We start from the raw sequence: 22,629 nt of genomic DNA, 5'->3' as shown, positions 1-22,629 counted from the left end.
TTCGGCACGGATAACTTACACCTGAAAAGAACCCAGTAAAGCGGAGAATGATCTTTCATCGAAAAATCAACCTTTAGCGCTACTTTAATGCAGGTTTAGCGCTACTTTAGTGCCTAGTGGTGCACTGTTGTTAGATAGTATTTATCTATTATCGCCGTCATTTGATTCTAGTTCTTTATACAGTGGTGTTTCGTCTATCTTAGAGGGGCACTTCCGCTGTTGCGGTACTGGTGGTTTATTGGATGAGAAAGGCGTTTGGGGAGCAGTCTAAAGTTTCTGTTTGATGTAAGAGGTGGCTTTGTCCACACAGGCTGCGCCTGAGCGTGAACCATCATCCATAATATTTCTACAGCATTTTTGTCTACGTATTTCGGCAACTTCGATGAGGTTGGTATTTTTTGTGGACCTGAGTTAATAGGGCGGAAGCTTAATTAATTTGTACCTCTTTCCAACCTCGCAATAGTAATGCCCATTTATTTGGGAATTACAGTTATTTTCTCTTATCTCTTTGGTAGATATCTAAGATATGTAGGTATTTTTAGTTGACAGGGTTCATCGGAAATATGTTTGTTTTATTTTTGTATATTCGTGATAATATTCGATTTATAACAGTCATTTACATGGAAGGGGATATTTGGTAAGCCCCCAGTTTTCTAGACACTTTCTAGGTTTTCATAATACTGCTTCTCGAACTTGATCGGAGACAGTCCATTATTACTACCATGATGCCGCACTGGATTATAGAAATATTCGATATAGTTAAATACTTCTGAGCGTGCTTCATCTCTGGTTTTATAGACTTTTCGCTTAACCCTGTCTTTTTTCAGCAGCGAGAAGAAACTCTCAGCGACAGCATTATCATGGCAGTTTCCTCTTCGGCTCATACTGGCTTCAAGGTTGTGTTCTTTTAGAAAACTACGCCAATCTGAGCAGGTATATTGCACTCCTTGATCGGAATGTATTAGCACCTTTTCTGTAGGTGAGCGTCTCCATATAGCCATTAATAGAGCATCTATAACTAACTCTGCCTTCGGTGTACTTTTCATCGTCCATCCTACGACTTGTCTTGAAAAAAGGTCTATCACAACGGTGAGATACAGCCAGCCTTCATGGGTACGAATATAAGTGAAATCGGTCACCCAAATCATATTGGGTTTGACGACATCAAAGCCTCGATTTAATGTATTAGGTGCCGTATGGTTAACATCGCCTCCGCCAAAGGTTGGATTGCGTTTATAACCTCGTACAGCTTTAATTTCAGCCTGTTTCATGATTCGATATACACGGTTTTTACCAACAACTTCACCATCATCTTTAAGGTCCAAGGTGATATTTCGATAGCCATAAACGCAACCACTTTCCAGCCAAAACTGTTTAATCTTACCCAGCAAGCGTTTGTCTTCAGTCGCTCTTCGACTCTGAGGTTCCTTCAGCCAGGCATAGAAACCACTACGATGGACTCCAAGTATTTCGCATAAGATTTTCACAGGATACTGCTTGAGCCTAGACTTTATGAACGTGTACTTTTCTTTGACTCGCTTGCAAAGTACACGGCGGCCTCCTTTAGGATGTTTCGCTCTTCGGTTACACGGCGAAGCTCCGCCTTGAGCTTACGTATTTCGTCTTGCTGATTATCAATGGTGATGTGCTGCTTTTCTGGCTTATCAAACTTGTTAATCCAGTTGTGCAAACTTTTGGAAGTAACCCCTAATCTGTCAGCAACATCTGCTATTTTATAGCCACGTTCAGTGACCTGTTTAACGGCTTCAATTTTGAACTCATCGGGATATCGTTTTCCGCGCATGTAACACCTCATATTTTTGGTTAAGTATAACTCTATGAAGTGTCTACTGTTCTAGGGGCTTACCAATCTCAAGCTTATGATTTAATAAAAGATAACGTTGAAAAGCTGTCTACTGAATATCAAGGCACTAAAGAGGACATAAATAGTTCTCTAGATAATATTTCTGTAGAAGCACGTAAGAGTTTTAATGAACATATAGAATCTTGCGATAGAGCTCACAATGATTCATTAAATAAAATTCGTAAGCTTCTTCCTGATGCGTTAACAGCAGGGCTAGCTTCTGCTTATGAGGCTAAAACTAAAGCTGAAGAGGAGGATTTAAAAAAGCATAATAGTACATTTAGCAAATCTATCATTGTGCTAGTTATTATTTCGATAATTCCGTTTGTGTTAAATGCGGTAAGGCTGTTTCAAGGTGATAATCTTGTTACTACAATCAAAGATACCCCATATCTAGTCTTTGCAATGATGCCACTTTATATCCCTGTATTGTGGATGGCGTACTCCGCAAATAAAAGTTTTAAGCTTTCTAAAAGACTGATCGAAGAATACACGCATAAAGGTGTTATCAGTAAAACGTTTGAAGGACTATCTACACAAGTCAATGAAATAGAAGACTCGCCTATTTCTCAGGAGCTCAAACTCAAATTATTATTCAACCTTGTTAGTGTGAACTCAGAGAATCCGGGCAAATTAATCTCCGATTATAACAAAAGCGATCATCCATTAATGGATGCATTAGATAAGAGTTCTCAAATGGCTGATGCTGTTGTCAAATTAGCAAAAATCCCCGGCTTTTCAAGGATGGCTAGACATTTAGATGAGAAAGCTAGTAAGGTCTTAGCGGACGAAAATCAAAAAATATCAGCTGCCATTGATATACAGGAACATGGTGAAGTTGATGAAAAGCAACAGAAGCAGTTGCAATAAGGCTCTGTCTGCCCAAACGATGAGATTACCTCATCGCTCAGGCATCCTGCTTTACTGATGTACCAAGCGGCCATTCTTCACCACGTCGATACACGAGCCAACGCCGTAGGTGTAAGCCAGTTCCGCTGGAGTCGTGATATTCCACAAGCAGAAATCAGCTGTCATGCCGGCTTCTAACACACCTACTTCGGCTTCAATGCCTAACGCTTTAGCCGCATTGCGGGTCATGCCCGCGAGTGCTTCTTCTGGCGTTAAACGCATTAAAGTACAAGCCATATTGAGCATTAGCAGACTTGAGCACAGTGGTGATGAACCTGGGTTGTAGTCGCTGGCAACCACCATAGGGACTTTGTACTGACGTAGCAGATCGATAGGCGGTAACTGGGTTTCGCGCAAAAAGTAGAATGCACCGGGCAATAGGGTGGCGCAAGTGCCACTTTCGCTGAGGGCTTTAACCCCGTCTTCATCTAAATACTCGATATGATCAACTGATTTTGCCCCTAGTTTGGCTGCCATGGCTGAGCCGCCCAAATTTGACAACTGCTCGGCGTGTAGCTTGATATCGAGGCCAGCATTTTTAGCGGCCGTTAGCACTCGTTCGGTCTGTTCTAGGCTGAAGGCGATATTCTCGCAAAACACATCGACGGCATCGGCAAGGTTTTCCTCTATCACTCGTGGCAACATTTCGTTGATCACTAGGTCGACATAGGCGTCGCTATCATTTTTGTATTCTGGCGGAATAGCGTGGGCGCCTAAAAAAGTGGTTTTAACATCAACGTGATGATGCTTGCCTAGCTCGCGAGCAACCCGCAGTATTTTGAGCTCAGTTTCAATATCTAAACCGTAACCAGACTTTATCTCAACCGTGGTAACGCCCTCTTTGGCGAGTGCGTTAAGGCGCTGGCGCCCCAGCTCAAATAGCTCTGCTGCATCGGCTTCGCGGCAAGCTTTAACCGTCGAGATAATGCCACCGCCGCAGCGGGCGATCTCTTCGTAACTAGCGCCTTGCAGGCGCAGTTCAAATTCGTTGGCACGGTTACCCGCAAACACTAAATGAGTGTGGGCATCAATGAGCCCAGGGGTTAGCCAGCCGCCCTTGCCTTTGTAAAGTGGTGTGCCGAGTACGTCAAATTCAGGAAGGTCTGCGCGCTTGCCTAGCCAAGCTATTTTGCCGTCTTTCACCGCCAGAGCGGCATCTTTAATCGCACCGTAAGGCTCTGCAATATTGGGCGACATAGTAGCAATATTGATATCAATCCACACTTGATCCCACGACATGATGCACTCTCTTTTTTAACGTTTTCGGTAGAGGTTGAATACTAACACTAAGGGCACCACTAAAAATAATTTGTGAGCTAGCTTGTGTTTACTTGTATATACAAGCTAGGATTGTAGCCGAGTTTTTGATCATTATAAATAGCTGTATTGAGTAAACGACCAGACTCATCGGTCATCAAAAGTGCAGTGCAAAACACAGGATAACCAATGGCAACGCCAAAGTTTGCAGAGATTAAACACTATATTCGCGCTCAAATTGAATCAGGACAATGGGCTGAGAACAGCCGTGTGCCATCAGAAAATCAATTAGCTGAACTGTTTAACTGCAGCCGTATGACGGCGCGCCGTAGCTTAACTGAGTTAACCGAATCTGGGCTATTAGAGCGCTCGCAGGGCTTAGGGACTTTTGTCGCAGGGCTCAAATCGCAGTCATCGATGATGGCAATTCGTAATATTGCCGATGAAATTAAAGATCGTGGCCATGGTTACAGCGTGCAGCAAGTATCGCTCAGGCAAACTATCGCAACAGGGGCAATCGCCATTGCGTTGGGGCTGGAAGAGGGTGGCGCAGTATTTTTATCGGTGTTAGTCCATTGCGAACAAGACACGCCACTGCAGTTAGAGGAGCGTTTTGTGAATCCTAAATTAGTGCCTGAATACCTAGCACAAGACTTTAGTAAACAAACTCCCCATGAATACTTATCGATGGTGGCGCCGCTGACTGAAGCTAAGCACACCATTGAAGCCAAACTGGCGGACGATACCCAGTTAGCACTATTACAAATTGAGGCAACAGAGCCTTGTTTACAGATCTCTCGCCGAACATGGTCGCGTCAAGGTGTGGTGAGTTTCGCCCGTCTAATACACCCCGGTAGTAGATTTAGATTGGGTGGTCATCTGACGTTTAGTTAGCCGCTGAATAAAACGATTTAGTAACAAAAATGACGTTGTCACTGGCCAAATTTACCACTGTAACGTTAGCAAGAAAACAATAAGACAGTAGATAAAAAGCAAATATAAAAACCAATTATAAAAAACAGATTGAACGAGGTAGACCCATGGATAAAAGACACGATCCAAGTCGTCGCATCATAGCGCCGCATGGAACTAAACTGAGCTGTAAAAGCTGGATGACCGAAGCACCGATGCGTATGTTGATGAACAACTTACATCCCGATGTTGCCGAGCGTCCTGAAGATCTAGTCGTTTACGGCGGCATAGGCCGTGCAGCCCGCGATTGGCAGTGCTACGACAAGATTGTTGAAGTACTGCAGCGTCTTGAAGATGACGAAACCTTAATGGTGCAATCGGGCAAACCAGTGGGCGTATTTAAAACCCACAGCAATGCACCACGGGTGATTATCGCCAACTCTAACCTGGTGCCACATTGGGCGAACTGGGAACATTTTAACGAACTCGATAAGAAAGGTTTGGCTATGTATGGCCAGATGACGGCGGGTTCGTGGATATACATCGGCTCACAAGGCATTGTGCAAGGCACATACGAGACCTTTGTGGCGATGGCTAAGCAGCACTTTGGTGGTTCGTCGCAGGGTAAGTGGATCTTAACCGGCGGCCTTGGTGGCATGGGCGGCGCACAGCCACTCGCTGGCACCATGGCGGGTTACTCAGTACTGACCTGTGAAGTCGATGAAACACGTATCGATTTCCGTCTTCGTACTCAATATGTCGACAAGAAAGCCACTTCACTCGATGAAGCATTGGCGATGATTGAAGAGGCTAACACTAGCGGCAAACCGGTATCGGTTGGTCTACTCGGTAATGCGGCAGACATATTTGCCGAGCTGGTCGAGCGTGGAGTGACACCTGATGTGGTGACCGACCAAACCTCAGCACACGATCCGCTCAACGGCTACCTGCCACAAGGCTGGACATTAGAGCAAGCTATTGAGATGCGTAAAACCGATGAAGCGGCCGTCGTTAAAGCGGCTAAGCAGTCAATGGCAGTTCAAGTCAAAGCGATGCTAGCACTACAGGCGGCTGGTGCGGCGACAACGGACTACGGTAACAACATTCGTCAAATGGCGTTTGAAGAGGGTGTCGAAAATGCATTCGACTTCCCAGGCTTTGTTCCTGCTTACGTGCGCCCACTGTTCTGTGAAGGTATTGGTCCATTCCGTTGGGTGGCACTTTCTGGCGACCCTGAAGATATCTATAAGACCGACGCTAAAGTTAAAGAGCTTATTCCAGACAACCCACATCTGCATAACTGGCTAGATATGGCGCGCGAGCGTATCGCCTTCCAAGGTCTGCCTTCACGCATCTGCTGGGTTGGCCTTAAGGACCGTGCGCGTTTGGCACTAGCCTTTAACGAAATGGTTAAAAATGGCGAACTGTCAGCACCGATAGTTATCGGTCGTGATCACTTAGATTCAGGTTCAGTCGCTAGCCCTAACCGTGAAACCGAATCTATGCTTGATGGTTCAGACGCGGTATCGGATTGGCCACTAATGAATGCATTGCTTAATACGGCAAGTGGTGCCACTTGGGTGTCGCTGCACCATGGTGGTGGCGTTGGCATGGGCTTTAGCCAACACTCTGGCGTGGTAATTGTTGCCGACGGCAGCGATGATGCAGCCGCGCGCCTAGGTCGAGTACTGTGGAATGACCCTGCAACCGGTGTGATGCGTCACGCTGATGCTGGATATGAGCTTGCTAAAAATTGTGCAAAAGAGCAGAACTTAGATCTGCCGATGCTAGACACAGCCACGACTGAGGGAAAGTAGACATGAACCATTTAGTATTAACGCCGGGTAGCTTAACGCTGCAGCAAATTCGTCAAATCAGTCGTGGAAAAATCACCCTTGAGCTGGCTGAGAGTGCCATAGCCGACATCAACACTAGTGCCGGTCTAGTACAGCAAGTATTAGATGAAGGCCGCACTGTTTACGGTATCAATACCGGCTTTGGCTTGCTGGCTAACACCAAAATTGCCGCTGAGGACTTGCAACTGCTGCAACGCTCTATCGTGTTGTCACACGCCGCTGGCACAGGCCAATACATGCAAGACGCCACTGTGCGCTTAATGATGGTGCTGAAAATCAACTCACTCAGCCGGGGTTTCTCCGGTATTCGTTTAGAGGTGATCAACTTCCTTATTGCCCTGGTGAACGCTGAAGTGTACCCGTGCATACCTGAGAAAGGTTCGGTTGGTGCATCGGGCGACTTAGCGCCACTATCGCATATGAGTTTACCCTTGCTGGCCGAAGGTGAGATGAGCTATAAAGGTCAACTGATCACTGCCGCTGAAGGGCTAGAGATCGCCGGACTTAAGCCACTTGAACTTGCCGCCAAAGAGGGCCTAGCCTTACTTAATGGCACCCAAGCTTCTACCGCATTAGCATTAGAAGGTTTATTCAACGCAGAAGACCTGTTTGCGGCCAGCTCAGTGATTGGCGCAATGAGCGTTGAAGCAGCGATGGGCAGTCGTAGCCCGTTCGATGCCCGTATTCATGCTGCTCGTGGCCAAAAAGGCCAGATTGACTCGGCTGCTTTATTCCGTCACTTGTTAGCGGACGAATCTGAGATCAGTCTTGACCATGCAAACTGTGAAAAGGTGCAAGATCCCTATTCACTGCGTTGTCAGCCACAGGTATTGGGCGCATGTTTAACGCAAATTCGCCATGCAGCAGAGGTGTTAGGCACTGAAGCTAACGGTGTCACTGATAACCCATTAGTGTTCCAAGATACTGGTGACATCATCTCAGGCGGTAACTTTCACGCTGAGCCAGTAGCGATGGCAGCCGATAACTTGGCGATAGCGATTGCCGAACTTGGTTCAATTGCCGAGCGTCGTATTGCGCTGCTAATCGATCCTAACTTGTCTAAGCTGCCGCCTTTCTTAGTGGAAAATGGCGGAGTAAACTCAGGCTTTATGATTGCGCAGGTAACTGCTGCAGCACTTGCTTCAGAGAATAAGACCTACGCTCACCCAGCGTCAGTGGATAGCTTACCAACGTCTGCCAACCAAGAAGATCATGTGTCTATGGCCACCTTTGCGGCGCGCCGTTTGCGCGATATGTCGGAAAATACTCGTGGTGTGTTAGCGATTGAGTTATTAGCGTCAGCGCAAGGTTTGGACTTCCGTCGTCCACTGCAACCTAGTGCAGCAGTGGCCAAGGCGAAAGCGGAGATCCGTGAATTGGTGACTTATTATGATAAGGACCGTTTCTTCGGCCCAGATATCGAAGCGGCCACCGATCTGCTTCTGACCGCTAGCTTCAACGGCTACCTGCCAACAGGTGTTTTACCAAGCTTGTAAATTCATAGTTATCTATAGCTATAAAGGGAAGTTAAAGCCATATGCAAGATAATATGGCTTTATATTGGTACGGTTAAGGTGGTGTAGAGATACAGAAGTCACCTTGAGGGTTACAAATGTCAGGGCCGCAACCGCAGGCTGGTTGGCAGTTTGGATTACAAAGCTGCCCAGGGAATCCTGGTTGCCCTGGTAATATTGGATAACCTCCACCGCCTACATTCTTAAGGAGTGCAGTTTCAATAATTTCATTCTTTTCTAAATCTACAGCCCGCATAGGTTTGTTTTTTTTCATGTTCTAGTCCTTCGTTTTTATTTCAATTTTATAACCGTATCTATTACAAGTTATAGTTTTTTATAGTTCTTGTGCGAGCCATTTTTTCACTTTTGTTAAGACTTCATTATTAAACTCTATAAGCGTATGACTTCCATTTTTATATTCTTCTAACTCTACCTTTACATCGTTATTTTCTAATGCTTTGACATAGTTTCTAATGCTGTCAACTTTAACTCTCTGATCATTTGTTCCATGTAACATTAAAACAGAGGTAGACTTTGGGATTTTTTCAGGCCAATAGATGGCAGACCTCTTTTTTAGTGCCTCGACTTTGTTCTCTTCATAATTTGGTATAAGCTTTTTAAAGACAAAGCGTTCCAAGTCAGGGCGGTATGTTTTCGATGAAAGTAGGTCTACAGGCGTCCCACCGAGTATTAACGTGTTAATTCGGTTTGACTTAGTGGCAGATATTAAAGACATCATTCCACCGCGACTCCAGCCCATCATGGCCACTTTATTCGGGTCTGTTATTGGCAAGTTATCGAGTATAGGTAGTAACGCTAATACATCTCCTACCTCGCTACCTCCATACTCATCCACCCCGGTATTACCTTTATATGACGGCGGCCAAACTCTGGCGCCACCATACTGGCTAGAGATAACGACATAGCCTTCTAAGGCGATAGGGAAATGCGTTAAAAATAGATTGCCAAACTTCAGGGTATGACGAGGTATATTGTTACCACCACGATTGTAAATTACAGAAGGTAACCGGCTTGGGTAAGATAGTTTTGGGTATAACAAATAACCTCTTACCTTATGTTCATCGACTTGATAGATGAACGAATAGCAGTTTACCTTTTCCCGGTATAAGTCATATTTTCGTTGCGGAAATCGCTGATAAAACTCATCTTTAGCAACCTTGCCAGTGGCGATAAGTTGTTTACTCCAGCCCTCATATGATGACATAACACCAGTAAAGCAACTTTTAGGCCTAATAATGTTTTCATGATTAAAAACAATGGGTTTATTATCTCTTTCTAATGCTGAAGCGTAGGTGTTGAATGACATGACGAATATAAATATGGCAAGAATAATTTTCAATTTATTTGGTTCTCATTGAAATGATGTTGGTTGCGGAGTATTTGTCAGGGTACGTTTGATACCAATTTAAAAAAACATCCTTTCCGAGAAGGTCATAAACTAATTCATATTGAGTTCTTTTTATCTCTAGTACTTCCTTTCTTGTTTGCTTATTGAACTCTACAGCATCTGATTTTTTGGTAGGACTATGGTGTAAGTAGTAACCTAAGTATTCATGGCAGAAGTTGTGGTATTCTTTAGTGTATAAAATAAAAGTATGCCACATTTCATCAATTATAATGAGGGAGGAGTCGATTGAGCGAGATCCAACACTTCGTGGTGAAGTGCAGTACCATATTCACCTTAACATTTCATTGAATATTTCTTGGGAATCTTTATGGGATAAATTAAATGATTTCATAAATCCATCAATAACATCATCACACTTATATGAAAGTATATAATCTAAGCTAGGATGCTTATCTGCGCCTTTGACTGTTTCCAATGTCAGCTCCATTATTAAATGTGGTGGGGGAGGCTATATGGCCAGGCATCCGTATGAGTGTTTTATTTTTGTTCGCGTCCCCACTCAGATACTAAATTTATTTTAAATCAATAAATAGTAAGCTACTTACCGAACATTACCAGTGTTAATAGTACACCGCGGTTGTTTAAAAATTCCGAGTCCTTGCTCTGCATTTTTTATAACGCTAACGAAGTAGCATGTAAGGTTCAATTGTTATTGATTTTTATTATTTAATTTCAATTTCTGGTTGGCTATATCGGTCAAAAGTGACAGTTTTGTTTCGGCAGCAAGGTTTGTTTAATGCAGAAATTCTGTTTGCTGTAAGTTCCGTCACTTATTAGCTGATGAGTCTGAGATCAGTCTTGATCACCTGAACTGTGAAAAGGTGCAAGATCCCTATTCACTGCGTTGTCAGCCTCAGGTATTGGGCGCATCAGGGTTGGTGCTTGAGGTGCTAACAGTGCTGCATGAGTCATAATTTGTTGATAGCTGAATGGGTTATTTAATCTAAGCTTGATGCAGCCAAACCTGCAATTCGATAGTGGATCTCCTTTAGTCTTAAGGCTTATGTCGGTATTGCTGAAACGGTGAAACCGTAATAGCGTAGTGGCTGACTATTTTTGTAGATCTTATTGAGCGCATGGGGCAACAAATGACGATTATGGCATTTCAAGATTTGTATCCAGAAGATCTCAGCCATTGTTATGGCTGTGGTAAAAATAATCCTCACGGTCACCAGTTAAAGAGTTATTGGGATGACGATGAAACCATCGCGCTATTTATGCCAAAGCCATTTCACACAGCTATCCCGGGTTTTGTTTATGGTGGGCTCATTGCCTCCTTAATCGATTGTCATGGCACGGGTAGCGCCAGCGCGGCAGCTCAACGAGCATTTGGTAGTCGTGACCAACTGCCACCTCGGTTTGTCACCGCCGCGCTTAATATTGATTTTCTAGCGCCGACGCCAATGGGTGTTGAGCTGGAGTTACGCGGCGTTATTCGTGAGATAAAGCCCAAAAAAGTGGTGTTAGATATTACGCTTTCTGCAAATGGTGTGACTTGTGCCAAAGGGCATATGGTAGCGGTGAAGATGCCAGAGAGTATGATGGGTTGAACGGTTTTGTCGGATGAAGTTTTAAATTTTCGACTTATTTTTGGGTAACACTGATTTTCATTCAACCAAATGTGGTTCCAATATCCTCCAGTTGATACAAAAAGACCCAGCTGAATCAGCTAGGTCTCTAAAAGGGGGGGGTCGGCCAATGAATGGCTACATACGAGAATCCATCTCTTTCATCTTCAGGCTCATTAACTGCTTAGTCCACTGCGCTTTGTCGATATCTTCAATCCACAGAACACGACTCTCGCGAGTCTGACCTTTACGTAGGTATGTGTCTGGCATTCTAAATACAGCTTGCCATACTTTTACCGTTTCTCTCTTAATGAGTGCGCCAGAATCTGCAAATAAACTGATCTCTAATTCGATCATCACATAATGCTCACTGCTGTTGCTTGATAGCTCGAAGGTCAAGCCAAGGCGGCCGTCATCGTCCCACTGCTCATTCAAAAAGCTAACTTTCACGCCACTTTTACCCGTTGATTTAAGCAGGGCTGCTTGAGCAATCGCACTTGAAGTCAGGTTGTCGGCATTGGCGGGTAAAGTGGTCGCCACTGCAGGTGTTGTATTAGTGGCTGTGCTGGCGTCGGTTGCTACTTCGGCAGAAGTTGCAGCGACGGTGGCTGGCAGAGTGACTGCGGTGGCTGTGCTATCTTGAACCTGACTTTCTAGGATCACATATTCCCAAGTGAAGTCATCATTGAGCTTTACTGTAGCGCCATTTTCTAGAGTGACACGGGCTACTTCGTCGGCAAAGGCTGGAATCGACAGTGAGAATAGTGCAATGCAGGCAAATGCCATTAGGGTCTTATACATGATTGTTAACCTTTTAAAGGAGATTGCCCTAGCATAGACAAACTATAATCAGATTAACACTGACAAGATCAAAAATATCGTAGTTGTGGCGCGCTAATTACATGGTGTAGCCGATGCTAAATACCGCGGATTCGGTGGCCGAGTTATAGCCAGCGGCTAAAGTAAAATTTTCGCCCAGTACATAACGTAACCCAGCCTCAGCTCCCCAAGTAGTCTCTTTCTCGGTTTCCCATACGGGTTCGCCGCCAACGATTAAAGGGGTAATGTTATTGGTTGAAGACAGTTCATGGCTATAAGCTGCTGCGCCGCCATAAAAACTTAGGCCTGCTGCGATAGGGTAGCTTAAACCAAAGCGCCAAAGTGAGCTTTTAGTGTAAGCTTCACCGGGTTCTTCAATGGGGTAATCATCTTTTTTACTCTGGGCATAACCGATGTAATAACCCCAGTTGGCGTAATCGGTGTCGTGATGACTAGGGGTAATCGTAACACCGTATAGATCGTCGATGGCCGGAATATAGTCTAGGGTTATTCCGATAGTCGCTTTTGGTAAAATGGGTTCATCTTGGCTGTAATCATTCGCTAGCGCATTGAAGCTGCACAGGGTAATAAAACACGTAAGCAAGTATTTGGTCATGATGATCTCGATTGAGCTATTCAACAATAGAAAATGGATTGTTGTGAATCTTTAGATTACAGTCAACTGACTTAGCTCAAATAGCTGTTAAACTTGATGTTTGTAACGTCATTGTTCGTTAAATGACTCGAGCTTGTTACCCGTGCTTTGCAAGATTGAATGGATTAATTGATCCATTCACTAACTGGAGATTTAGATTTTGGATCAGGAATTACGAGCAACTATTACGCAATGGTTAGCCAGTGCGGGTATCGACAGCCAGCCTGCCGATGGGGTTTCAACCAGCATTTTGGTGCTGGCCTGTTTCATTGTGGCGTTTATCGGCTATGTTGTTGTTAAGCGCGGTGTGGTTAGCACCATGAATATGGTTATCCAGCGTTCTCGCGTGACGTGGGATGATATCTTCATGCGTTATCGCGTACTGGAGAAAATGGCCAAGCTAGTGCCTGCGCTGATCCTCAATATTATCTTGCCGCTAGCGTTAACCGAACACGCTGTATTGGCCAGTTTGGCTGACAGACTGTTAGACGTCACTATCATTATCTTGTTTGTACGCGCGGTTTATAGCGGGCTTGATGCTGCCAATGAAATCGCAGACGTGAACTTGGTTAGCCGTCGATTGCCGATCAAAAGCTTTGTACAACTGTTTAAGTTATTCATGTTTTTCGTCGCCATTATCATCTCTATTTCAGTGCTTGCCGACCAATCGCCAGTCTATTTCTTGAGTGGTTTAGGTGTCGCGACCGGTTTAGTGATGTTGGTCTTTAGGGACACCATATTAGGTTTTGTGGCGGGTATTCAGCTGGCGGCTAACAGAATGGTGAGCCCTACCGATTGGATTCAAATGGATAAGTATGGCGCCGACGGGGCGGTAGAAGAGGTGTCGCTGACCACAGTTAAAGTGCGTAATTGGGATCAGACGATTACCATGATCCCAGCTTATGCATTGGTGTCTGATGCCTTTAAAAACTGGCGCGGCATGTCTGAATCTGGTGGCCGCAGAATCAAACGTTCGGTACAAATTGATATCGGTTCAATCGGATTTTTATCTGAAGAAGATAAACTACGGTTAGCCAAGATTAATCACCTTAAGCCCTATTTTGCGACTAAAGCGCAGGAGTTAGGCTCATTTAATGCTCAAGTTGTTGATGCCGATATGCCGGTCAATAGTCGCCACCTAACCAATGTGGGTACCTTTAGGGCTTACATGTTGGCCTACCTGAAACAGCACGAGCAGCTCCATAAGGACATGACATTGATGGTTCGCCAGCTTGCGCCGACATCATCGGGGGTGCCAATTGAGATCTATATCTTCACCAACGACACTCGCTGGACGGTATATGAAGATATTCAGGCCGATATATTTGATCATGTGTTTGCCATATTGCCAGAGTTTGGCTTAAGGGTGTTCCAGGGGCCAACAGGCGCGGATGTTCGTAGCTTGCAAAGCCATTAATGTGACTGAACAGTATCTGTCAGTAAGATGAATCATTAGGCTGCGGCGCTAACAATTTACCAAGAAGGCACGCTATTAAGTGTGCCTTTTTTTATGGGTTTTTTAGGCTAATTTTTGGCTAGACTAAGTGCCGCCCGCCATCAATCTTCAATGTTTGGCCGGTGACATATTGGCTCTGCAGTAGATAATTTACCGCATTTAAGATCTCAACCTCGCCTCCCTCTTTGGCTATTAGCGCCTTTTTGAGAGCCTTTTGCTGGTACTGCTCGTCATCATCGGGGTTAAACATCAGCAGAGCGGGAGCGATACTGTTGACCTTAACCTTGGGTGCTAGCTTGGCGGCAAACGACAGGGTTAAGTTGTGCAGTGCTGCTTTACTGGCGGCATAGGCTGCATGTTTTTTACTGCCTTTTTCTGCTACGTAATCGGTGATATGGATAATATCAGCCATGCTGTTGTTGGCTTTGAGCTGCTCAGTCAGGGCGAGGTTGATGGCATAAGGTATGCTGACATGAATGCGCATCATCTTGTCTATAATGGCTATCGCAGTATCTGCATCGCCGTCGGGTAACCAATCGGACGCATTATGGATAACAGCTCTGATGGCAGGTTGCTGTTTTAGTGTGGTTAATAGCTCATTGAGCTGTGACGCATGGTTAAAGTCACATTGGTGCAGTTCGACACCTAAGGCGTCAAGCTGTTGTAGCTGCGGGTATTGGCGACGATAAGTGCCAATGACTCTTTGTCCCTGCTGAGCTAAATGTTGAGCAAGATAAAAGCCGACACGCTTGCCGACTCCGGTAATTAATATTGGGGCTGTCATTAAATTCCTTTTTGTGTCGATAGCAGGGTTAACTGCCGAGTGAATTTATCTTAGAAACTCTGCTCGGGTGGCGGCATTGGATTTAAAATTTCCGCCCAATGCCGTCGTTTGAGTTTTAGATTGGGTGTCCATCACTCCGCGGGATTTAACACAGTAATGCGTTGCATCGATACTTACTGCCACATTGTCGGTACCGAGCAATGTTTGCAGTGCGACTAAAATCTGCTTGGTTAAGCGCTCTTGAACTTGGGGGCGCTGCGCAAAAAAGCGCACGATACGATTAATCTTTGATAGCCCGATAATAGTGTTAGCGGGGATGTAGGCCACTTTTGCGAGGCCATCGATAGTCACAAAATGGTGTTCGCAGGTGCTCACTACACTAATGTCGCTGATCCGTACCATCTCGTCGACGCCCATCTTGTTCTCAATTAGGGCTATTTTTGGAAAGTTCGCATAATCTAAGCCAGCAAATATCTCGTCGACATACATCTTGGCAATACGGTGTGGGGTCTCCTGCAAACTATCATCATTAAGATCTAAGCCCAAGGTTGCTACGACTTCAGTCATTAAGCCTTTAATACGTTCATATTTTTGTTCGGCGGTCATGTCCGAAGGCGTTAATGGCGTTTCGAGTCCTTGGGTAATCAATGCTTCTCTTACCTGTTCAGCGAGTGATACATCCATAGTTGACTCCTGCTGTGAATGAATAATTTGCCATTAAGATTTGCGGTACTCCAGTGACAATGATACTGAATCTGCAAACCTTAATGCGTGGGGCTTATCAATGGTGACACGGGCATACTGCACCCATGGATGTTGGCTGCTGATGTCGAGTACGTCGGCAACGAGTTTTTCTAATAGCAAAAAACGTCCCTCCTCTACATGTTGGATAACAGCCTTGGTCACTTTCTTGTAGTTGAGTGCTTCATCTACATTATCTTCGCGAATAGCATTACTTGCGGGGTAGTGGATCTCGATGTTTATCACCACATCCTGCATCTTCTCGCGCTCCTCAATATTGAAGCCAATATAGGTGCGCAAGCGCAGGTTGGTCACTTTAATAATTGCATTGCTAGTCGTCATTTAGAGTCCTTTTAAATTAACTATAGGCAAGAATAGGGAAAATTCAGCTATTTGGATCAGTTGTTAACTACTCATTTACAGCAAGTGGAGATCTAAAAGTCAACTGAGATAGTGCAGATTGTTAAGGTTTAGCTTTGATGGTAGTTGCACTATGGGTGAAAAATAGCGGGTTTAATAGGTGCTTGCAAACTTGTTTTCCTATTGGTGATTACCGTTCTTGCCGATCGTTTAAGCGATTATTTCCGCTTCAACTAAAATTACTTTTGTGCATTATGCAATCAAACCTGTAGCTCACTCGTTATAGGGTTTGAATGTGTTATCTATTAAAAGGAATAATCGATATGAAATCTTCAACAACAGCACTTGGTGTAACAGTGGCAGGTATCTTGGCTGCGAGTCTGTCTTTAGGCGCGCAAGCGGTGCCTGATCAGCCCAAAGAGTGGGAAAAATGTGCCGGGATCGCCAAAGCGGGCGCTAATGATTGTGGCGCGCTGGATGGTAGCCATGGTTGCGCGGGCAAAGCCAAAGCTGACAACCTGCCAACTGAGTGGGTGTATGTCCCTGCTGGCACCTGCGATAAAATAGCCGGCGGCGAAGTTAAAGCGGTTAAACCGGCTAAAAGCTAGTGTTAGCGACAGCTATTGCGGGCGCAGGCATTGGCCTGCGTACTCCTCACGTGCAACAGATCTTGGCTGACGATAGCCTTGAGATCCCGTGGCTCGAAGTCTTGGTCGATAACTGGCTGGTGGAGGGCGGCTTAAACCAGCATCTGCTCAATCGCATTAGTGAACGTTTTCCACTGGTGTTCCATAGCGTGGGGTTGTCATTGGGCGGCGCCAACACACTCGACGTTGACTACCTCAACAAGATCAAGTCACTTAAGCAAGCTTGCGGCGGGCATTGGTATTCGGAGCATGCGAGCTTTTCTGGCAATGACGACTTTAAGGTGGCCGATCTGCTGCCACTCCCCTATACCGCGGAAGCGGTGATGCATATCAGCAACAGGATAAAGCAAACTCAAGACATTATGGGTGAAAGAATATTGCTGGAAAATGTGTCTACCTATATGAGTTGCCGCCATAATGAACTGAGTGAGGGGGAGTTTATCGCCGCTATTGCCGAGGAGGCGGATTGCTATCTGCTGCTGGATATCAACAATGCCTTTGTCACCAGCGTAAATTTGGAACAGCAGCTACAGTCATTTTTAGATGCAGTGCCGGCAAAGCGTGTGAAACAGATCCATTTGGCGGGGTTTCATCAAAAAGGCGATTATCTGCTTGATGCCCATAACCACCCTGTCGATCCTCAAGTATGGATCGCTTATCAGCGCTATATACAGCTTAATGGCAATATCCCTACCATGATTGAGTGGGACAGCGAGATCCCGTCATTAAATCGACTGCTGCAAGAGCGGCAAATTGCCGCCGATATGATGCAGCTCAATGCTAAAGCTGGTGTTGACCGATGCGCTTAGTTGACTGGCAAGGCGCATTTATTAAAGCGTTACAAGCTGATGGCGATGATAGTGTTTTGCTTAGCATGGTTAACGAGCGTGAACAGTCTCGTTTGAGTGTCTATCGAAACAATGCGTTTCAGGCGCTGTTAAACGGCCTACAGACGAGCTTTCCTGTGTGCCAAACCGTGCTCGGCGAGGGCTGCTTCACTCAGCTAGCGCAACGATATGGCATTGCCTACCCACTCAATGACGCTAATTTAAATCATTATGGTGCTCAGTTTCCGCAGCTGCTCGCTCGAGAGATAGAGCAACATCAAGCATTTGAGGGGCTGGAGTATCTTCCTGAGTTAGCGGCGTTAGAGTGGTCACTGCAACAGGGCTACTATGCCCAGGACCGCAAGGCATTTTTACAACTGCCACAGGTGTATGGCTTGGAAGCGTTGGGCCGACTCAGTGAAGCACAGCAACAGCAAGCTGTTTTGCTACTACAACCCGATATTGAACTGCTGACCTGTCAGTATCCAGTGCAGCAAATATGGTTAAAGTATCAAGCTGCGGTCGACAGTGTCGAATCTTCGCCACAGCATAGCGACGCCAATCTATCCTACCTAGTGATATTCCGCGACCACTTTAAGGCAACGTTTACATTAGTGGCAGCCGCCGAGGCGCAGCTATTACAGTCGATAAAGCAAGGCTTGCCACTCGGGGCTCTGACGGCGGCGGATGTTGACTTGAGTTTGTTGCCCAAGCTAATCCAGAAGGGATGGCTTGCGGGTTACCAGCTATCAGTAACAGATCATGGATAGAGAGTTATTGCAGTGCTTATACCGCTATTGTTTATGTCTCACTCGGCATGGTGCGGCAGCGGAAGATCTACTGCAAACGGCCATTGAGCGTTGGTTAAAGAGTGGGGCGACACCTGCACACCCTAGGGCATATTTACGCACCATGATCCGCAATCAATTTATTGATGATTGCAGACGCTTAAAAATAGTCGATTTTGAGCCTATAGATGATCATGCTCCCGCGCTACTCGATGAAACTTGTCTGGAAGAGGTCACGTTGCAACATGATCTCATCGAGTATCTGTTTTCACAGCTAAATGCGGCGGAGAGAGAGGTGCTGTATCTATGGGCTGTAGAGGGGTATAGCGCAGCTGAGATTGCCAGCGATCTAGGGCAACCACGAGGTACCATTTTATCGAGATTACACCGCATTAAATTAAAGGCAGTCGATATATTGGAAAATGAGGCTACAAACGCCAACAGAACAGGTCAGGGGGGCTAACTGTATTATGGGTAACAAAGATAAAGCCGCTGACAAGGGTTTCAGATCATCAGTGAAACAGTATGTTGAGGCGCAGCAGCTGTCAGAGGATGGTTTAGCACGTATCGAAGCGCTGCTTGCTGGCAAGGTGGTTGATGAGCGGATAAGAAGTGATGAGCCACCACAGACAGCGATAGCCGGTTCGGCTAACACCGTAAGCGCACGTAGCGGTATAACCAAGGCGCTATATGCCATTGCTGCGAGTGTATTACTGCTGGTGGCTGGGTATCAGCTGTCGTCTCATATAGATTTACAGCGCTTATTTAATGGCGACTCAAACACCCTCGCGGCGCACAGCATGAGCTGGAAAATTGCTGACGAGGTTGCCCGTAATCATGTGAAAATGAAACCGCTTGAAGTGCAAACTCGACAGCTGAGCGAGTTGCGAGCTTACTTCACTCAGCTTGATTTCACTCCGGTTAATTCGAGTTTTCTCAATAATAGCGCCAGTAAGATGCTCGGCGGACGCTACTGCTCTATACAAGGGCTGACAGCAGCGCAAATACGCTTTAGCGACAACGATAAGCAGCATGTCACCCTATACGAGGTGCAATATGATCCCAGCCTCTACGGCGTGCTACCGATATTAGAGCGCGGAGAGCAACCGACAGAGCTGGTGGTGCGCGGCGTTGCAGTTTCGATTTGGGTCGAAAAAGGGCTGTTGATGGCAACCGCCCGTTCTGTTGACTAACTGGCTTTGGTGCTGTTCCTAGCCAAGCTCAGTTCGACATTAATTTATGTTTTTTAGGAGCAGTAGCCATTGCTCGAGCTCCTCTCCACTTGGCAAGGTGCAACTGCCATCAGCAACACCGCCTATCTCTAAACAATATAGAGTTGCTGGACAAGCTGTTTGCAGTATTTCAATGATCCTCTGCAGATTGTTGAAGATCACGCTTATACAGTTGCCACTGATCAATAGCATCACCATTGGGTAGCGTACATATACCACCGACTAAACTGACTGTGCCATTAAGCTGGTTGCAATACTCGGCAGCCGGATTGGGTTTACTGACTGGCGCTGTAATAGGAGTTTGCTTGCTTGAGCGATACAGTTGCCACTCTTCGATACGTTGCCCATCGGGCAGAATGCAGTAGCCCACTTGACCCGCATCTTCTGTTTGTATATCTAAAGTGCCGCCTTGAGAAATACAGTAGGTAGAGGCAGGGTTGGCTAGACCAATCTTATTTGCGGTTGGTTTTTCTTTGGCTGGTGTAACTTGCTCTTTTGACTGTGGCTCACAAGCATTGAGTAGTAAAGCCAACGCAATAACGAGACTTAGTTTTATGTTGTTCATGGGGCAATCTCTCCTATGGATATTATTACCCGTAATAACGTTAAAAACTCCAAAAAGGGTTATATACGGGCTAAATATATAAGGTAACTATAGGCAAATTTCTAGCAGAGGCTGAGTTGGGATAATAAGACAATTAAGCCAGAAGTATTCAGTGATGACTAAATACTTCGGCTTGGATGCCTGTGGATGGTACTAAAGCTAGCTACAGATTTTACAGCTTGGCTGCTTAGGTAGTTTCATTTCACGAAACTCCATGGTCATGGCATCGATCATCAATACGCGTCCGGCTAAAGTGCGGCCCATAGCGGTAATCACTTTTACCGCTTCAACGGCTTGCAAGCAACCTATCATGCCGACTACTGGCGCGAGAATACCTGACTCAACACAACTTAACTGTTGCTCACCAAACAGCTGGCTAAAGCAGTGGTAGCAAGGAGTGTCGGTTTGATAGTCAAATACCGTCACCATGCCTTCCATTCTAATGGCTGCGGCTGAGATTAAAGGCACTTTATGGGTAAAGCAGCTTTGGTTAAGTTGCTCACGTACGGCGACATTGTCGGTGCAGTCCATCACGATTGAGTGCTGTTTAACCAACGCTTCAATCTCATGATCATCTAACACGGCATTAATCGTATCAACCTGAATGTGTGGGTTTAAGCCGGTTAACGTCTCTTTAGCAGAGTCGACTTTGGCTTGGCCTACATTGGCGTCTTGATGCAATACTTGCCGCTGTAAGTTAGAGACTTCAACCGTATCAAAATCGACGAGTGTGATTAAGCCAGCCCCTGCTACCGCCAAGTATTGGCTGGCAGCGCAGCCCAAACCGCCGGCACCGATGATCAGTACCTTGGCTTGCTTGAGTTTTTCTTGCCCTTCGAAATCCATCGCCTTAATGGATATTTGCCGGCTATAACGCAATATTTCCGCGTCAGTTAATATCTCGTCCGTGTCAGTTGGTTCAATTGACATCAAAATGCTCTCTTCAATCTGTTGCTTGCGGCCATTAGCGTGAGTTAACCAAGTACACTGTTGAATGGTTCAACGGTGACCTTGCTGCCTGCCGTTACGCCATCACAGTCTTGCTCTAAGATGATAAAGCAGTTGGCTAAGGTCATTGATGTCAGCATGCCAGAGCCTTGTCCGCCAGTGACGGCGACTTGTGCTTCACCCTGTTCGTTATAGCTAAGTACCGCTCGTTGATATTCTACTCGGCCCGGGAACTTACGAATGTTGTGGGTTAGCGTGGCATTGAATGTCACTGGTTTAACTTGCGGTAACCCCTGCATTTTTTGCAGTAATGGCCAAACAAGCTTATAAAACGTCACCATTGAAGACACTGGATTTCCGGGTAAACCACAGAACACAGCATCCCCTAAGTGACCAAACGCAAATGGCTTACCCGGTTTAATCGCCAGCTTCCAGAAGGTGATCTCACCCTCTTCATCGAGGATTTGTTTGGTATAGTCGGCATCGCCAACAGAGACACCGCCTGATGTTAGTACCATGTCGGCCTGGGTTGAAGCTGTTTTAAAGGCTTGGCGGATGGCTTCTTTGTCATCTTCAATAACGCCAAGGTCGATCCACTCTACGTTAGCGCGGCTAAGTAATCCTTGAATGCTGTAGCGGTTAGAGTCGTATATTTGGCCTGGGCCAAGCTCGCTGCCCACGGGGCGTAATTCGTCGCCCGTTGAGAAGAAAGCGACCTTTAGCGGACGAAAAACTCGTAATTGGCTGGCGCCAATGGTAGCGAGAACCCCCATCTCTGCAGCACCGATAAGTGTACCCGTCGTGAGGACTTTAGTGCCTGTTGTTAGCTCTTCTGCGCGGTAGCGGACGTTTGCCCCTTTTGCTTTTGGCGCCTCAATGCTGATCTTTTTACCTTCCACAGTGACTTTTTCTTGCATCTGCACGGTGTCGTAACCAGCGGGAACGGGTGCACCGGTCATTATGCGGATACAACCACCTTTAACGCATTGGCCTGTATACGGATGACCCGCAAAAGAGTCGCCAATTAGTGTTAACGGCTTAGTGATGTCAAGATCATCAAAGTTAAAAGCGTAACCGTCCATTGCTGAGTTGTCGAAAGGAGGCAAGTCGACATGAGAAGCGAGGTCTTCGGCTAAGACGCGCCCTAAGGCTTGTGTCAGCGTGACAATTTCTGAATCTGTGACGGGTTGCACTTGCTCGAGTAATTTAACAATCGCTAGCGTGGGATGCATTAGGCTAGGTTGAGTACATGGGTCTGCATTAGTCTGCATCTATCTATCCTTGAGGCTGAATAAGGGTACGTTAAGTAAAAACGAATATAGCGCATTATGCCACGGTGATTACAGATGACTATGATCTGCATGGCAGTTTTAACAGCCGGTCGCGGCTTTATGATTATTTTTCCTATAGCAGGGCAAATATACCAGCGCTTGATTAGACTTTATATCGATAGTTTGCT

The 22,629-nt window shown here is 45.8% G+C and carries 24 protein-coding genes and 1 pseudogene; 13 read left to right on the top strand and 12 right to left on the bottom strand.

The window, feature by feature from the left end; all coding sequences use genetic code 11:
* Positions 1-127 precede the first annotated feature (127 nt).
* A complete protein-coding gene (locus JK628_RS22620) occupies positions 128-271 on the top strand; it encodes a hypothetical protein (RefSeq protein ID WP_202287136.1) in 144 nt (47 codons plus the stop codon).
* 382 nt (positions 272-653) lie between these two features.
* On the opposite strand, the gene JK628_RS22615 is transcribed toward JK628_RS22620, so the two are convergent.
* Positions 654-1,804, bottom strand: a protein-coding gene (locus JK628_RS22615) for an IS3 family transposase (RefSeq protein WP_202286106.1) whose coding sequence is annotated in 2 segments (ribosomal slippage) — positions 654-1,567 and positions 1,567-1,804 — 1,152 coding nt in all. Because the reading frame shifts where the segments join, the coding sequence is not laid out codon by codon here.
* A 39-nt stretch (positions 1,805-1,843) separates the two neighbouring features.
* On the opposite strand from JK628_RS22615, the gene JK628_RS22610 reads away from it, so the two are divergent.
* The gene (locus tag JK628_RS22610) at positions 1,844-2,734 is read left to right on the top strand and encodes a hypothetical protein (RefSeq protein ID WP_202287134.1); all 891 of its coding nucleotides are present in this window, start codon (positions 1,844-1,846) and stop codon (positions 2,732-2,734) included.
* Between the two features lie 51 nt (positions 2,735-2,785).
* Here the strand turns inward: JK628_RS22610 and hutI are convergent, their stop codons facing one another.
* Positions 2,786-4,012, bottom strand: coding sequence for an imidazolonepropionase (gene hutI, locus JK628_RS22605; RefSeq protein ID WP_202287133.1), 1,227 nt, complete (start codon positions 4,010-4,012; stop codon positions 2,786-2,788).
* Between the two features lie 207 nt (positions 4,013-4,219).
* Between hutI and hutC the strand changes: the two genes are divergently transcribed.
* The 3 genes from hutC (at position 4,220) to hutH (ending at position 8,294) form a co-directional block, all read left to right on the top strand.
* Complete coding sequence (gene hutC / locus JK628_RS22600; RefSeq protein ID WP_202287131.1) at positions 4,220-4,924, top strand: histidine utilization repressor; 705 nt, start codon at positions 4,220-4,222, stop codon at positions 4,922-4,924.
* A gap of 146 nt (positions 4,925-5,070) precedes the next feature.
* Positions 5,071-6,759, top strand: a complete 1,689-nt coding sequence (gene hutU, locus JK628_RS22595; RefSeq protein WP_202287129.1) for a urocanate hydratase — start codon at positions 5,071-5,073, stop codon at positions 6,757-6,759.
* A gap of 2 nt (positions 6,760-6,761) precedes the next feature.
* Positions 6,762-8,294 carry a histidine ammonia-lyase gene (hutH, locus tag JK628_RS22590; protein WP_202287127.1) on the top strand — a complete coding sequence of 511 codons (1,533 nt, stop codon included), beginning with the start codon at positions 6,762-6,764 and terminating at the stop codon, positions 8,292-8,294.
* 73 nt (positions 8,295-8,367) lie between these two features.
* Here the strand turns inward: hutH and JK628_RS22585 are convergent, their stop codons facing one another.
* Together JK628_RS22585 and JK628_RS22580 are read right to left on the bottom strand one after the other, a co-directional pair.
* Entirely contained in the window at positions 8,368-8,586 is a 219-nt protein-coding gene (locus tag JK628_RS22585) for a hypothetical protein (RefSeq protein WP_202287125.1), read from the bottom strand.
* Between the two features lie 60 nt (positions 8,587-8,646).
* Positions 8,647-9,672 carry an alpha/beta hydrolase family protein gene (locus JK628_RS22580; protein WP_202287123.1) on the bottom strand — a complete coding sequence of 342 codons (1,026 nt, stop codon included), beginning with the start codon at positions 9,670-9,672 and terminating at the stop codon, positions 8,647-8,649.
* An 830-nt stretch (positions 9,673-10,502) separates the two neighbouring features.
* Between JK628_RS22580 and JK628_RS22575 the strand changes: the two are divergent.
* Positions 10,503-10,610, top strand: a pseudogene (locus JK628_RS22575) (aromatic amino acid lyase); the annotation flags it as partial.
* 219 nt (positions 10,611-10,829) lie between these two features.
* Positions 10,830-11,291: a PaaI family thioesterase gene (locus JK628_RS22570; RefSeq protein WP_202287121.1), complete on the top strand. Its 462-nt coding sequence runs from the start codon at positions 10,830-10,832 to the stop codon at positions 11,289-11,291.
* A gap of 156 nt (positions 11,292-11,447) precedes the next feature.
* Here JK628_RS22570 and JK628_RS22565 read toward each other — a convergent pair whose 3' ends face one another.
* Entirely contained in the window at positions 11,448-12,110 is a 663-nt protein-coding gene (locus JK628_RS22565) for a DUF3157 family protein (RefSeq protein ID WP_202287119.1), read from the bottom strand.
* Positions 12,111-12,207: 97 nt separating this feature from the next.
* The gene (locus JK628_RS22560; RefSeq protein ID WP_202287118.1) at positions 12,208-12,744 is read right to left on the bottom strand and encodes an outer membrane beta-barrel protein; all 537 of its coding nucleotides are present in this window, start codon (positions 12,742-12,744) and stop codon (positions 12,208-12,210) included.
* A 199-nt stretch (positions 12,745-12,943) separates the two neighbouring features.
* On the opposite strand from JK628_RS22560, the gene JK628_RS22555 reads away from it, so the two are divergent.
* Positions 12,944-14,200: a mechanosensitive ion channel family protein gene (locus JK628_RS22555; RefSeq protein WP_202287117.1), complete on the top strand. Its 1,257-nt coding sequence runs from the start codon at positions 12,944-12,946 to the stop codon at positions 14,198-14,200.
* A gap of 118 nt (positions 14,201-14,318) precedes the next feature.
* Here the strand turns inward: JK628_RS22555 and folM are convergent, their stop codons facing one another.
* Genes folM through folX form a run of 3 tightly spaced genes read right to left on the bottom strand, consistent with a single transcriptional unit; the run spans position 14,319 to position 16,106 of the window.
* Positions 14,319-15,023 (bottom strand): dihydromonapterin reductase, encoded by a 705-nt coding sequence (gene folM / locus JK628_RS22550; protein ID WP_202287116.1) that lies wholly within the window; start codon positions 15,021-15,023, stop codon positions 14,319-14,321.
* A gap of 45 nt (positions 15,024-15,068) precedes the next feature.
* Positions 15,069-15,707, bottom strand: a complete 639-nt coding sequence (gene folE / locus JK628_RS22545) for a GTP cyclohydrolase I FolE (RefSeq protein WP_202287114.1) — start codon at positions 15,705-15,707, stop codon at positions 15,069-15,071.
* A gap of 33 nt (positions 15,708-15,740) precedes the next feature.
* Complete coding sequence (gene folX, locus JK628_RS22540; protein WP_202287112.1) at positions 15,741-16,106, bottom strand: dihydroneopterin triphosphate 2'-epimerase; 366 nt, start codon at positions 16,104-16,106, stop codon at positions 15,741-15,743.
* A 341-nt stretch (positions 16,107-16,447) separates the two neighbouring features.
* Between folX and JK628_RS22535 the strand changes: the two genes are divergently transcribed.
* Genes JK628_RS22535 through JK628_RS22515 form a run of 5 tightly spaced genes read left to right on the top strand, consistent with a single transcriptional unit; the run spans position 16,448 to position 19,579 of the window.
* Positions 16,448-16,732: a BufA1 family periplasmic bufferin-type metallophore gene (locus JK628_RS22535; RefSeq protein WP_202287111.1), complete on the top strand. Its 285-nt coding sequence runs from the start codon at positions 16,448-16,450 to the stop codon at positions 16,730-16,732.
* Positions 16,732-17,580 carry a DUF692 domain-containing protein gene (locus JK628_RS22530; RefSeq protein ID WP_202287109.1) on the top strand — a complete coding sequence of 283 codons (849 nt, stop codon included), beginning with the start codon at positions 16,732-16,734 and terminating at the stop codon, positions 17,578-17,580. The genes JK628_RS22535 and JK628_RS22530 overlap by 1 nt, the downstream gene beginning before the upstream one ends.
* A complete protein-coding gene (locus JK628_RS22525; protein WP_202287107.1) occupies positions 17,571-18,368 on the top strand; it encodes an HvfC/BufC N-terminal domain-containing protein in 798 nt (265 codons plus the stop codon). Before JK628_RS22530 ends, JK628_RS22525 begins: the two co-directional genes overlap by 10 nt.
* A complete protein-coding gene (locus JK628_RS22520; protein ID WP_202287105.1) occupies positions 18,361-18,849 on the top strand; it encodes an RNA polymerase sigma factor in 489 nt (162 codons plus the stop codon). The genes JK628_RS22525 and JK628_RS22520 overlap by 8 nt, the downstream gene beginning before the upstream one ends.
* 7 nt (positions 18,850-18,856) lie before the next feature.
* Positions 18,857-19,579: a hypothetical protein gene (locus JK628_RS22515; RefSeq protein WP_202287103.1), complete on the top strand. Its 723-nt coding sequence runs from the start codon at positions 18,857-18,859 to the stop codon at positions 19,577-19,579.
* Between the two features lie 169 nt (positions 19,580-19,748).
* Here JK628_RS22515 and JK628_RS22510 read toward each other — a convergent pair whose 3' ends face one another.
* The 3 genes from JK628_RS22510 to moeA form a co-directional block, all read right to left on the bottom strand.
* Entirely contained in the window at positions 19,749-20,183 is a 435-nt protein-coding gene (locus tag JK628_RS22510; RefSeq protein ID WP_202287102.1) for a DUF333 domain-containing protein, read from the bottom strand.
* A gap of 198 nt (positions 20,184-20,381) precedes the next feature.
* Positions 20,382-21,152 (bottom strand): molybdopterin-synthase adenylyltransferase MoeB, encoded by a 771-nt coding sequence (moeB, locus tag JK628_RS22505; RefSeq protein WP_202287100.1) that lies wholly within the window; start codon positions 21,150-21,152, stop codon positions 20,382-20,384.
* A 44-nt stretch (positions 21,153-21,196) separates the two neighbouring features.
* Complete coding sequence (gene moeA, locus JK628_RS22500; RefSeq protein WP_202287098.1) at positions 21,197-22,441, bottom strand: molybdopterin molybdotransferase MoeA; 1,245 nt, start codon at positions 22,439-22,441, stop codon at positions 21,197-21,199.
* Positions 22,442-22,629 lie beyond the last annotated feature (188 nt).

The sequence above is a fragment of the Shewanella sp. KX20019 genome, assembly GCF_016757755.1.
Classification (GTDB): domain Bacteria; phylum Pseudomonadota; class Gammaproteobacteria; order Enterobacterales; family Shewanellaceae; genus Shewanella.
The sequence above is the reverse complement of the archived record's forward strand: the minus strand, read 5'-3'. Positions and strand labels throughout refer to the sequence as shown.